Origin of the sequence: Priestia flexa NBRC 15715, assembly GCF_001591565.1 — a bacterium.
In the GTDB taxonomy this organism is placed as follows: Bacteria; Bacillota; Bacilli; order Bacillales; family Bacillaceae_H; genus Priestia; species Priestia flexa.
In genome coordinates this window covers 16555-30103 of the sequence record NZ_BCVD01000037.1, presented here as the reverse complement: position 1 = coordinate 30103, position 13549 = coordinate 16555, and the positions used below count along the sequence as shown (strand labels likewise).

Below are 13549 nucleotides of genomic sequence, written 5' to 3'. Positions count from 1 at the left end.
TGTCTCAGTCTTTCTTAGAGTAGAGGTGATAATAATCGAGATGTTGACTCGAAAACTCTCTGCAAGATGGGACGCTTTTGAAATTGATCTAAATGAAGTGACGAAGACACCTCTAAGTCCTGCATATACTCATAAACGAGCTTTTGAGTACTTGCTGTTTTATAAAGAAAAGCATTCACTTCAAAGTTTAAATGAAAGCTTCTCATATCCATGTTGGCAGTACCAATCGATGCAATTTCTTTATCCACAATCACAATTTTACTGTGCATGAAGCCTTTTTCGTATTCATACACTTTCACTCCTGCTGCTAGTAACTCTGGAAAGTAAGAGCGTGAAGCATGAAAAACGATTTTTTTATCTGGTTTTTTTGGTACAAGTAACCTAACGTCTACTCCGCTAAGCGCTGCTACTTTCAGCGCTGTGAAGATATCTTCATCAGGAATAAAATACGGTGATGCAATCCAAATTGATTCTCGTGCTGACGTAATCATGGAGAAAAATAAGTGTTTAATAACTTCCCATTCTCGGTCCGGACCTCCAGCAATCATTTGAACTCCCCCGCAGCTCTCCTCATCAACATCAATTAAGTCTGGTGACAAATAGGTTTGGGTTAACAGCGTTTGACCCGTCATATAATACCAGTCCTGTAAGAAAATTAGTTGTAAAGAGCGCACCGCTTCGCCACGAACCTGAAGATGCGTGTCACGCCAAAAGCCAAAGTGTCGACTTTGACCAAGATATTCATCCCCAATATTTAACCCTCCGACAAATCCAATCGTTCCGTCTATCACTACAATTTTACGGTGGTTTCGAAAGTTAATTTTATTGTTTAACAGCGGCAAGCGAACAGGTAAAAATGGTACCATTTCTACGCCTGCTTCTCGCATTTCGTGAATGTAGTGCTTAGAAAGCTTAAAACTTCCAACGGCGTCGTACAAAAAGCGCACATAAATACCCTCTTGTACTTTTTCAATCAAAATATCTTTAATTTTTTGTCCTAGGTCATCATGTCTGACAATGTAATATTCCATATGAATGTGGTGACGCGCATGCTGTAGAGCTTCAAGTATTTCATCAAATGTTTCGTCACCATTCGTGAGTGCTCGCGTATCAGACGCAAATGAAACGGGAGCTTTCCCGAGCTGAGTAGCTAATGTTAATAACTGTTTACGTTTTTCACCAAAGCGCTCAACCTGCTCATCAAAGATTGAAGAATCTCTTTCCATCTTCAATAAAACCTGCTCATCTAGCTTCGCTTTTTTTGCAAACAATCGTCTCTTTCGAATGTTTCGCCCAAACAGTAGATAAAAGAAAAAGCCGACAACAGGAAAACTTCCTAAAACGACAAGCCATGTTAACGTTTGGGTTGGGTGACGATTTTCAAGTGAAATAACTAATCCAATAAAGATCACGCTAATGGTAATCAGCAAGCTCAGAATCCCAATAATTTGACCACTCAAATACTCTTTTGTCAAAACAAGAACGACAACAAGACCTGCAATAAACACAAGTAGCTGTAAACGATTTTTCAATTTTATTCACCTATCCTACTAATGAACATGCTGTTCGTTCATAATAAAGACCGATTTCACATACATGAAATCGGCCACTTTTATCTTAACGGAAAATGAGCCTTTAATTGTTCTAATGCATTATCGCTCATTAACTGCTTTCCATATTCCATTAAACGGTGCACAGTTAAATGAGACTCATTTCCATACTCTAAAATAATGCTTAATATATTATCAATCTCAGTGACGAAGTCTTCATCATCTGTAAATTCTACATATAAATAATATTTGCCTTCAAACACATACATATGATTGATTAGCTCATCTAATTCTAGATGGTGGCTTAACATGATTAAATCTTCTAAGTCACGGAAATGAGCCACAAAATGCAGGCCTTCATCTTCAATGACATCCTCTTCAAGCTCATCCTTTTTCTTTTGGTTGGCTTGATGCTGATCTAACAGCGCTTCAACTTTTCCGTCTACAGGGATATCAATTTTATCATTTTCGCCAACTGGTACTTCGAATTTTTGACCATCTTTTGAAATTTGAGCTCTTGTTACAATAACTTCTAAGCCTTTTTCAAGCGCATGTACCTGAATCCAAAGCGGACCTTCTGCTACGAACTCTTCTTCTTGATGAATTTCATCCATCATCTCCCAAAACAGTTCCTCGCTTCGTTCTCTGCTAAACCAAATTTCATTTCGGTCAAATCCTCGTTCTTCAATATCAACGTATGTGACAAAAAATTTTACCGTATTTTCATTAATGCGTTCGATTTCCATTATCATCTCTCCCTTCGGAAAAATCAGTGAAGGCAATACGGTCTTTCTTTCTCATTACCTTAACGAAATAAGGACTATTTTCCTTTATGTTAAAGCAATACTACATGGACTTTACAAATTTGTAAAGTATTCTAACTCCACGTAAACAAGCATAGAATCTTTCTGTACACCTCATATATCCATTCTATGATAAAATCCTATGGAAGGGAAATAAAACACTCTGTTAACCATGCGAGCCGGTGCAACCTTAACATGATACGACTGAAGGCTCAATACTGCGTAATAGCACAAACTGTTACACAAATCGGGGGGCGACGTATATTGGACTTGGAACTAATCACCTCCATCCTACTCATTATCGGTATTGATATCGTACTAGGTGGAGACAATGCAATTGTAATTGCCCTTGCTAGCCGAAACCTCCCTGAGAAACAGCGCAACAAAGCAATCGTTCTTGGTACAGGGCTAGCTGTTGTAGTTCGTATTTTACTTACTATTTTAGCTGTTTATTTATTAACTATTCCTTATTTACAACTAATTGGTGGAATTTTATTAGTAGTCATTGCATTTAAGCTGCTCGTTTCAAATGAAGACGAATCCTCCAATATTAAGGCAAGTGCTACATTAGGCGCTGCGGTTCGCACCATTGTATTTGCTGACCTTGTCATGGGCTTAGACAACGTCATCGCCGTAGCTGGTGCAGCTCATGGGAATATCTTACTGGTGATTATTGGTCTTTTCGTTTCTATTCCTATTATTGTATGGGGAAGTAAGCTTATCCTATACTTAATGGAACGTTTTCCTCTACTTATTTATGCAGGAGCGGGTATTCTAGCTTACACAGCAGGAAATATGATTCGACACGAAAAGAACCTACACGGCTTCTTCGCCAATAATCATACGCTTGAAACATCAATTCCAGTCATCACTGTCATCTTGGTCTTAGCGAGCGGACTATTAATTAATAAATTTCGCTCACAATAAGCAGAATATAGGAGCAAGAAAGCCTTCATGTTATACATGAAGGCTTTTATATTATATCTAATGTTCTATTTAACCATTAACAAGGCGTTGAGCTTCACGAAGTTGGAAAGTACGAACTTTACGAGGTAAGAAACGGCGAATTTCATCTTCGTTATATCCAACTTGAAGACGCTTTTCATCAATGATGATCGGGCGACGTAATAAGCCTGGATTTTGTTGAATTAATTCATATAAATCTTGAAGAGGCATTGCGTCTACCTGAACATCTAATTTTTGGAATGTCTTAGAACGCGTTGAAATAATTTCATCTGTTCCATCTTCAGTCATTCGTAAAATTTGTTTAATTTCATCAATTGATAAAGGCTCTGAAAAGATATTTCGTTCTACATATGCAATTTCATTTTCTTCTAACCATGCTTTCGCTTTTCGACAAGACGTACAACTTGGTGATGTATATAATGTAACCATTTAATCCTTCACTCCTTCTATCATAATCGGTCATAATGGGCAAAAAATCTTAGCCATAAGTTATTTTTCTTTATACTAACATCTTGCTGTTTTTATGAAAAGTTAACGATTGTAAATAGTTAATGACTGATAATGAAAATCGATATTATTTTATAATTACTTTAAATAAGATAATATCTATTTTGCATTATACTACAATTTTTATTGAAATGGTATCCTTATTTTATTGTGCAAAACCATTTTTAAAATCTGTCACTAATTATTTACCACACTACTAATACGTTTAAACATCAAATTAAGTTTCAAATTTTTTATTTGTTCACTTTTTTGTCAAACTTTTATTTGTTTTTTTTCATCAAAGATCAACAGTTTGGATTTTTTCTTACATGAGCACCTTATTAGGCGAAATAATAGGAAGATACGTGTATATTAAAAGATAGGTATTCGTCAATTTTTGCATGACTTTTGTCAAAAAGAATCATAATTTTATAAGAGATAATAGGCAAACTGAGACGATGTAGTTTATTATGAAGAAATTTAGGCCAACGAGGTGATTCACACATGAAAATCTTGCAGCTTAGCGCTGTTACGACTGTTTTATTATTAGCCGCTTGTGCTCCGCAAGAAATTACTACCGAAGACACGAAAGATAACGTACCGGTAGTAGAAACAGCAAAAGTTTCAAAAAGTGACTTGGTTAACACCACTGAACTATCGGGAGTAGCGATGCCTTCAAAACAAGTCCCTATTGTAACGGCAAACCCCTTAAACGTAGAAAAAGTCCATGTTAAAGTAGGTGATACTGTCCAAAAAGGTGATTTGCTTGTGTCTTTAGATGCTTCCGAAGCAACTAAACAGCTTAATGAAGCTAGACAAGCGGCTGCTGATATTAGTAAAGCGGTTAAAGAAGCAGAAGCAAAAGCTACGCCTGATCAATCCCAAGAAATTCAACAGGCTCAAAAGGAACTTGAAGCTTCGATGAACAAATCAGAATCTTTGCTAGAGGAAGCTCAAAATGGAGATGTAACCTCTTCTGATTTAGTGCAAAGCGGACTCGAAATTTCATTAAATCAAGCAAAGTTAGCTCAAAAGTCTCTGTCACAGATTTCATTAACTCCTGATATGCTTCCGCAGTTAAAGCAGCAACAGCAACAAGCAAACCAAGCAGTTGCTCAGGCTGAGCAGATTGTTGCATCTACTCGTCTAACTGCTCCAATAAGCGGAACGATTGCGGATGTCAGTGCTGTTGAAAATGGAATTGCCGCTCCTAGTACTCCACTTATGACGGTCATTGATCAATCCAATGTGGATGCTACTTTTCAAGTTAACAGCTATCAAGTATCACAATTAAAAGCTGGAAACCAAATTAAACTTACATTTGACGGGGTAACACAAGAATTTACTAGTAAAATTTCAACCGTGTCTCCTACCGCTAATCCTGAAACTGGACTGTTCACAGTAAAAGCACCTATTGAAAATGCAAAGAGTCAAGTAAAAGGTGGCATGAAAGCAACTGGAGAAGTAACAATTGATTCTTTATCAGATGCGTTAGTCATTCCATCCAGCGCCATCTCGTACGATGAAGAGCAAGCGTATGTATATATTGTTAATGGGAAGAAAGCAGTTAAGACTCCTATCACATTAGGATTTGCAAATGACGACCAGTATCAAGTTGTCGATGGTCTAAAAGCAGATGATGTCATTGTGACTGATGGAAAAGATCAGATACAAGACGGCAATGAAGTAAAGCAACGAGCGAGTGAAAAACAAGATGAAAATAGTTAAGCTATCCGTTCTTCGCCCTGTTGCCATGTCAATGGTTCTTGTTCTTCTTCTCATTCTTGGAGGCGTTAGTGGAAGAAACATGCCCGTTGATTTATTTCCTGAATTAACGTTTCCCGTAGCTGCCGTTACAGCTACATATGACGGAGCAGGTCCAAAAGAAATTGAAAACCTGCTTGCAGAACCACTTGAAAGTTCTATGAGTACGCTGCCTAATGTTGAAAGCGTACGATCTGTCTCTCAAAACGGTGGCGTACTCGTGCTTGTTTCGTTTACGTGGGGAACCGATATGAACTTCGCTACGTTAAATATGCGCGAGCGAATCGACATGGCACGCGAAGCTCTACCTGAAGGTGCTTCCCTACCGCGAGTCATGCGCTTTGACCCAAGTGATCTACCGATTGTTCAGCTCTCATTAACAAGTGAAAATGAGCAAATTCTAGAAGATTTAAAACAAATTGCAGAAGAAGATATTAAAGCTGCTCTAGATGGAGCTGATGGTGTTGCTTCCGTTACGGTATCGGGTGGAGCGGAAAAAGAAATCTTACTAACGCTTGATCAGCAAAAAATGGCTTCTTATAACTTAACGTTACAAGACCTTCAACAAATTATCGGATCAGAAAATTTAAACTTACCCGCTGGAAATGTTCAAGATCAAAATCAAAACTTACCAATAAGGATTACGGGACAGTTTACTTCAATTGAAGATATTAAAGAGCTCCCGATTCCTACACAGTCTGGTGTTATTAAGCTCGAAAATTTAGCAGAGATAAAAGAAGCTTATGCAGACGCTGACCAACTGAGCTACCTAAATGGAAAAGAAGCTGTTGGAATCTCTGTCTTAAAACAATCAGGGGCAAATACTGTTTCCGTAGCAAATGAAATTGATGACAGGCTGAAAGAGCTAAATCAAACGCTTCCTGAAGGTGTAAAAATAGATACGATTTTGGATCAGAGTGATTTTATTAATCAGTCCATTAAATCCGTAACGTCCAATATGATTATCGGAAGCATTTTAGCATCAATTATCCTTTACCTATTTCTACGAAATCTTCGTAGTACCATTATTATTGGTCTTGCAATTCCACTTTCAATTGTCACAACCTTTGTATTTATGTACTTTAGCGGTCAAACGCTTAACTTACTCACATTAGGTGGACTAGCACTTGGAATTGGGATGATGGTAGATAATGCCATCGTTATTCTTGAGAATATTTTCCGACTTCGAAAGCAAGGGTTATCAAAGAAAGATGCGGCTATTAAAGGAACAAATCAAGTTGGGACAGCAATCATTGCTTCCACTCTAACAACTGTTGTTGTCTTTCTTCCAATAGTATTCGTAGATGGACTGGCTGCGCAGCTCTTTAAGCCGTTAGCTTTAGTTATCAGCTTTTCATTGCTTGCGTCTTTATTTACAGCTTTAATCATTGTACCTCTGTTTTCTTCACTGTTCCTTAAGTTAGCGACACGTGAAAAAGAGCAAAGTAATACAGATGGAAAGTTGTTTGGTAAAGTAAAGCATTTTTATAAACGAAGATTAGACACCGCTCTACGCCATCCGAAAAAAACAGTTGGTGCAGTTTTACTTCTATTTGCTTTATCCTTTGCAGGAATTCCTTTTATCGGAACAGAATTCCTTCCTGCCCAAGATCAGAGCACCGTTTCTGTTACAGCTAAGCTACCTCAAGGAACGGCTTTAGAAGCAACTTATGAGAAAACGGAAGAAATTAATGAAATTCTTAAAGATATTCCAGAGGTTGACTTATCATCCGTTACCGTAGGTGGATCGAATAACTTTTCAGGCTCCGCTGGATCGAATACAAATCAGGCTACTTATAACATCTTATTAAAACCTGTAGATGAGCGAGATCGTTCAGATAAAGAAATAGCTGATGAAATCCGCAATAAGCTTAACGACATTCCGAGCGTTGATGCAACCGTATCATCTAGTGAAGGAGGCTTTACCGGAGATCCGATATCTCTTGAAATTTCAGGCCCTGATTTGGATGAATTAGTGAGAATCTCAGATCAAACTGTCGATATTTTATCTGAAATTGACGGGGTAAGAGAACCCGAGTCAAGCTATAACGATGGAAATCCTGAAGTTGTGATTTCAATCAATCGTGATAAAGCATCACAATACGGAATTGGAAGTGCACAAATCTCCAGCACGATATCAGAAGCTACACAAGGCGTTGTCGCTAGCCAGCTTGCTCGTGACGGTGAAGAGCTAAACGTTCGCTTATTAATTGATCGAAAAGATACAGCTTCAACATCTGACTTAGAAAATTTATTAATTAAATCGCCAACTGGTACAACGGTTCCGCTAAAAGCGGTTGCTGATATATCAAGGGGACAAGGTCCATCGCAAATTACGCGTGAAGATCGATTGCGAGAAATTCGTGTCACAGCAGACATTATTGGACGTGACCTCGGAAGTATTACAGATGATATTGAAAAGCAGCTAAAAAGCGAAATTTCATTACCAAACAAGCAATATAAAATTGTATTTGGTGGTCAGAATGAACAGATGAATGATGCGTTTTATAAGCTTTCACTTGCACTTGCTTTAGCAGTAGTTCTTGTTTATATGGTAATGGCAGGACAGTTTGAATCTTTCTTGTATCCATTTATCATTATGCTTTCCGTTCCCCTAACTTTTATTGGAATCATAAGCGGTTTGCTAATTACCAATCAACCTTTAGGCGTAGGCTCTTTAATTGGAATTTTAATTTTAACAGGTATTGTTGTAAATAATGCCATTGTATTAGTCGATTACTTACAGCAGCTTCGTAAAGAAGGCTACGAATTAAAAGAAGCGATTTTACTAGCAGGTCCAACGAGACTTCGTCCGATTCTAATGACAACACTTACGACGATTATCGGCTTAATTCCTCTTACGCTAGGTATTGGAGAAGGAACAGAACTACAGCAGCCAATGGCCATTGTCATTGTATTTGGCCTAAGCTTTGCTACTATTATTACGCTCATTTTTATTCCAGTCATTTATTATCTAGTTGAAAAGCGAAAGTTGAAAAAGAAAGCGAAAAAAGAACAAAAACTGATTGAAGAAAGTTAATCCCCTTCCCTTGAACCACTCATTTTGATGGCTAACAATTTAGTCCCCGTGATGAGTGGTTTTTCTATGTTTATTGTCGTTTATTTTAAAGAAAAACGGGTAATTCTAAAAGGAAAACAAAGTGAGTCACTTAATCCCAAAGGAGGGGTATTATGAATTGGTATGAAAAATTAAGTCAATACTTTCCTATAGAAGAAATGAAATCGAAGAAGCATTTAGAGCTACTATTAAGTGAACAAAGTGAAATTTACAACAAAGATGAAGGTCCTCACCACGTCTTGATGTATGTCGAAACGGATGAGTTTATCTTTGTTGATTACTTATTTGTATCAAAGGATGCGCGAGGACAAGGGTTAGGTGGAAAATTAATCAACAAGCTTAAAGATCATCAAAAGCCAATTATTTTAGAAGTTGAACCCGTTGACTATGCTGATTCCGACAGTGAAAAACGTCTTCACTTCTACAAAAGAGAAGGTTTTAAGCACGCGACTTCTATTGGTTACAAACGTCGATCTCTAGCGACAAACGAAGTCAATCAAATGGAAATCCTCTACTGGTCTCCTACTGAAGAAAGCGAAGAGAGTATTTTAAACAGCATGAAAAAAACGTATGAATTAATTCATACTTACAAAGATAAAGAAATTTATGGTGAAAAATACCAACCTGTTGACGAAGTGTTAGTACTAGATAAAAATCGTGAAGATATAGACATTCTATCTGAGCTATAATCTTTCTAAAAAGGAACTATCCAACAATTGTTCACTTTTTATATTTATACAAGATACAGAATAAAAAATGGGAAAATATTGATTTTAAGAAGTTTTATATGCATAAAGAAAGCGATGTTATAAATTTCTGAAAATTTTTAATAGTATTTAATCCTACTTTCATGTATAATATTTTTAAAGTAAGATGTCAGAGTAAATGACATGATTTTCTAGTCCTATATAATCAGAAAAAACGACCTCTTGTGAGATCGTTTTTGTCAACTCGTGTATTTAGCAAACTCAGTTTGTGAGCAAGATACGTAGTGTCCTGGTGATACTTCACGAAGTTCAGGCTCTTCACCATCGTAATTATGAATACTTGGATCATATACTTGACGCAGACGCGTACGCTCACTATCCGGATCTGGCAACGGGATTGCTGATAGCAATGCTTTTGTATAAGGATGAATGGGGTTACGGTATAGCTCTTCGCTTGTCGCAAGCTCTACAATTTTACCTTGATACATTACGCCGATACGATCGCTAATGTATTTTACCATTGAAAGGTCATGGGCGATAAATAAGTATGTTAATCCACGTTCACGCTGTAGCTTCTTCATTAAGTTAACAACCTGAGCTTGAATCGATACATCAAGTGCTGAGATTGGCTCATCAGCAATAATGAAGTCTGGCTCAACAGCTAGTGCGCGAGCAATTCCAATCCTTTGGCGTTGGCCACCACTGAATTCATGTGGGTAGCGGTTTGCGTGCTCTCGGTTTAATCCTACTGTTTCAAGAAGGGCTTGAACCTTTTTCATACGCTCTTCTTTGCTTTTTGCTAAACCGTGAATATCAATTCCTTCTGCAATAATATCAGCTACCGTCATACGTGGATTTAGTGATGCATATGGATCTTGGAAAATCATTTGCATTTTACGGTTGAATTTCTTCAGTTCAGACTTTGACTTACGACCGTGAACATTTTCACCGTTAAATAACACTTCACCATCCGTTGCGTTATAAAGGCGAATAATAGTACGACCCGTTGTTGATTTACCACAACCAGACTCTCCTACAAGACCTAATGTTTCCCCCTTGTAGATGTCGAATGTCAGACCATCAACAGCCTTAATCGTTCCTTTTGATGTTGGAAAGTGCTGCTTTAAATTTTTAATTTCTAGTAACTTTTCAGCCATCTTATTCACCGTCCTTTCGAGATAAAACTGGTTTTGTATAAGCTCCTTTTACTGGACGCATACGGCTTGTCACAGATGCTGGCGGTTCTACTTTTGGTGCATCTGGATGTAATAACCATGTTTTCGCATAATGCGTATCCGATACTTGAAACATTGGTGGTTCTTGCTCAAAATCAATTTTCATCGCATATGGATTACGCGGAGCAAACGCATCACCTTTTGGTGGATTCGTTAAATCTGGCGGTGTTCCCGGAATTGCAGCCAGCTCTTCTTTTGTATCGCTGTCAAGGCTAGGCATTGAAGCAAGTAGTCCCCATGTATAAGGATGCTGTGGATTATAGAATACTTCATCCACTGTACCCGTCTCGACGATTTGACCGGCATACATAACAGCAACGCGATCCGCAACGTTAGCTACTACTCCTAAGTCATGCGTGATGAAAATAATAGATGTATTTGTTTTCTTTTGAATATCTTTCATCAATTCTAAAATTTGAGCTTGAATTGTTACGTCAAGAGCTGTTGTTGGCTCATCGGCAATTAATAGCTTTGGATCCGATGCCAATGCCATTGCAATTACAACACGCTGTCTCATACCACCACTGAATTCGTGAGGATATTGGTTAACACGCTGATTTGGAAATGGAATACCAACAAGCTTTAATAGCTCAATCGCACGCTCTTTTGCTTGTGTTTTTGACATTTTAGAATGCTTAACAAGTACTTCAGCAATTTGACTACCAACTTTCATCGTTGGATTTAAAGATGTCATTGGATCTTGGAAAATCATCCCTATATCTTTTCCACGGATTGCCTCCATCTGCTTATCTGTTTTCTTTACAAGATCAATACCGTCAAATAAAATTTGACCTTTATTAATTCGACCTGGTGGCATTGGAATAAGGCGCATAATTGTTTGTGATGTTACACTTTTCCCTGAGCCCGATTCACCTACAATTGCGAGCGTTTCACCCTTATCTAAGTGGAAGTTAACACCTCGCACAGCTTTAACTTCTCCACCGTATGTTTGGAATGAAACTTCCAAATCTTTTACATCTAATAAACGTGACATAGGTTTCACTTCCTTACTTACGTAGTTTTGGATCTAATGCATCGCGCAGTCCGTCACCAATTACGTTAAATGCTAAGATTGTTAAGCAAATGAACGTTGCTGGGAAGAATAAACGCCATAGATAGTATTCTAATGCTGGTAATCCATCCGAAGCCATTGTTCCCCAACTTGCAAGTGGTGCGGGAACACCTAGTCCTAAATAACTTAAGAAAGCTTCTGTAAAAATTGCTGATGGAATTGTTAACGTCATTGTTACTAAAATTGGTCCCATCGAGTTTGGAATTAAGTGCTTAAATAGGATTCGTTTTGTATCGGCTCCAAGCGTTTGAGCTGCCATCACGTACTCTTGGTTTTTCAACTGTAGTACTTGTCCGCGAACGATACGCGCCATGTTAATCCATCCAGTGATGGTCATCGCAAGAATCATTGTACCTAAGCCTTGCTCTAACACAACCATTAAAAGAATAACAAGAAGTAAATATGGAACACCGTATAAGATATCTGCAAAACGCATCATTGCTTCATCTGTACGTCCACCGCGGTATCCAGAAATGCTTCCCCAAATAACACCGATGAACAAATCGATTAAAGCAGCAGATAAACCGATAAATAACGAGATACGTGCACCTTCCCATGTTCTTGTAAACACGTCACGACCAAGGTCATCTGTTCCAAACCAATGTTCCGATGAAGGTGGTTGGTTCGTATTCATTAAGTCATTTGTTTTGTAGTCATAAGGCGTCATCATTGGCCCGAAAATTGCCATGAAAACTAATAGAGCTAGTAATACAACACCAAACATCGCTAATTTATTTTCTCGAAAGCGTAAGCCTACATCTTTCCAAAACGATAAACTAGGCTTTGAAATCTTCTCTGCTTCGTTTGCATCAACTGATGCTGGTTCAAACATATTTTTTGGAATTTGTTGCATCGCTCGTTACGCTCCTTTCTTTCCGCCGCTTAGCTTAATACGTGGATCAATTAATCCGTATAGAATATCAACGATTAAAACAGACGCTAGTAATAAGATACTATAGAAGACTGTTACGCCCATGATAACCGTGTAGTCACGGTTTGTAATGCTTGTTACGAAGTGAAGACCTAAGCCTGGAATACCAAAGATTTTTTCAATAACGAAACTTCCTGTTAAAATACCCGCTGTCAGTGGTCCAATGTAAGAAACAACTGGTAACATTGCATTTCGCATCGCGTGCTTCACCGTAATAACTGGTTTACTTAAACCTTTTGCTTTTGCTGTTCGAATATAATCATTATTTAGAACTTCAAGCATACTGGAACGCGTTAACCTTGCGATAAACGCCATTGGAGTAGATGCTAAAGCGAGGGCTGGTAAAAACGTATGTGCCCATGATTCCCAACGTGCAACCGGAAATAATTCTAGTTTCATAGCAAACATATATTGTAATGCCGTTGCCATGATAAAGCTTGGTACCGATATTCCAAGTACTGCAATAATCATCGCCGTGTAGTCCTGCCATTTATTATGTTTTAAAGCGGAAATGACTCCTAACAACACTCCAAATGCAAGCGCTAATAAAATAGCTTCCATTCCTAGCATAAATGAAACTGGAAAGCCGTTGCTAATTAAATCATTGACCGTTTGGCCCTTGTATTTAAACGATGGTCCGAAATCAAGGGTTGCAACAGATTTTAGATAGTCGAAGTATTGAACATATAGTGGTTGGTCAAACCCGTAAAATTCATTTAGGTTTGCTTCAATTTCTGGCGGAAGCTTTTTCTCTGCTGAGAATGGTCCCCCAGGTGCTGCTCTCATTAAGAAGAACGTTGCTGAAACAATAAGGAAAAGCGATAAGAACATGTACAACAAACGTTTACTAATATATTTAAGCATCGACAAACACCTCCATAATTTAACATTTTTCGCTCTTTAAACAGAAAAGTATATGGGGGTAAGAGATCACCCCCATATACTTGTTAATGCTA

Annotated in this window: 11 protein-coding genes; 4 read left to right on the top strand and 7 right to left on the bottom strand. The window is 38.0% G+C overall.

What is annotated here, in order from left to right:
- Positions 1–14: 14 nt before the first annotated feature.
- Positions 15–1532, bottom strand: a complete 1518-nt coding sequence (cls, locus tag BFL01S_RS08520; protein ID WP_025908143.1) for a cardiolipin synthase — start codon at positions 1530–1532, stop codon at positions 15–17.
- Positions 1533–1612: 80 nt separating this feature from the next.
- Positions 1613–2296, bottom strand: coding sequence for an adaptor protein MecA (mecA, locus tag BFL01S_RS08515; RefSeq protein ID WP_061785448.1), 684 nt, complete (start codon positions 2294–2296; stop codon positions 1613–1615).
- 321 nt (positions 2297–2617) lie between these two features.
- Between mecA and BFL01S_RS08510 the strand changes: the two genes are divergently transcribed.
- Positions 2618–3280, top strand: coding sequence for a TerC family protein (locus tag BFL01S_RS08510; RefSeq protein WP_061785447.1), 663 nt, complete (start codon positions 2618–2620; stop codon positions 3278–3280).
- A 69-nt stretch (positions 3281–3349) separates the two neighbouring features.
- On the opposite strand, the gene spxA is transcribed toward BFL01S_RS08510, so the two are convergent.
- Complete coding sequence (gene spxA / locus BFL01S_RS08505) at positions 3350–3748, bottom strand: transcriptional regulator SpxA (protein WP_025908146.1); 399 nt, start codon at positions 3746–3748, stop codon at positions 3350–3352.
- Positions 3749–4309: 561 nt separating this feature from the next.
- On the opposite strand from spxA, the gene BFL01S_RS08500 reads away from it, so the two are divergent.
- From BFL01S_RS08500 to BFL01S_RS08490, 3 genes are all read left to right on the top strand, one after another.
- Positions 4310–5533 (top strand): efflux RND transporter periplasmic adaptor subunit, encoded by a 1224-nt coding sequence (locus BFL01S_RS08500; RefSeq protein WP_061785446.1) that lies wholly within the window; start codon positions 4310–4312, stop codon positions 5531–5533.
- Positions 5520–8609 carry an efflux RND transporter permease subunit gene (locus tag BFL01S_RS08495; protein ID WP_061785445.1) on the top strand — a complete coding sequence of 1030 codons (3090 nt, stop codon included), beginning with the start codon at positions 5520–5522 and terminating at the stop codon, positions 8607–8609. Before BFL01S_RS08500 ends, BFL01S_RS08495 begins: the two co-directional genes overlap by 14 nt.
- Before the next feature lie 152 nt (positions 8610–8761).
- Positions 8762–9337 carry a GNAT family N-acetyltransferase gene (locus tag BFL01S_RS08490; protein ID WP_061785444.1) on the top strand — a complete coding sequence of 192 codons (576 nt, stop codon included), beginning with the start codon at positions 8762–8764 and terminating at the stop codon, positions 9335–9337.
- A gap of 257 nt (positions 9338–9594) precedes the next feature.
- Here the strand turns inward: BFL01S_RS08490 and BFL01S_RS08485 are convergent, their stop codons facing one another.
- Genes BFL01S_RS08485 through BFL01S_RS08470 form a run of 4 tightly spaced genes read right to left on the bottom strand, consistent with a single transcriptional unit; the run spans position 9595 to position 13457 of the window.
- Positions 9595–10512, bottom strand: a complete 918-nt coding sequence (locus BFL01S_RS08485; RefSeq protein WP_025908150.1) for an ABC transporter ATP-binding protein — start codon at positions 10510–10512, stop codon at positions 9595–9597.
- A 1-nt stretch (position 10513) separates the two neighbouring features.
- Complete coding sequence (locus BFL01S_RS08480; protein ID WP_025908151.1) at positions 10514–11584, bottom strand: ABC transporter ATP-binding protein; 1071 nt, start codon at positions 11582–11584, stop codon at positions 10514–10516.
- A 13-nt stretch (positions 11585–11597) separates the two neighbouring features.
- Complete coding sequence (locus BFL01S_RS08475) at positions 11598–12515, bottom strand: ABC transporter permease (protein WP_061785443.1); 918 nt, start codon at positions 12513–12515, stop codon at positions 11598–11600.
- A gap of 6 nt (positions 12516–12521) precedes the next feature.
- A complete protein-coding gene (locus BFL01S_RS08470; protein WP_061785442.1) occupies positions 12522–13457 on the bottom strand; it encodes an ABC transporter permease in 936 nt (311 codons plus the stop codon).
- Positions 13458–13549: the final 92 nt, after the last annotated feature.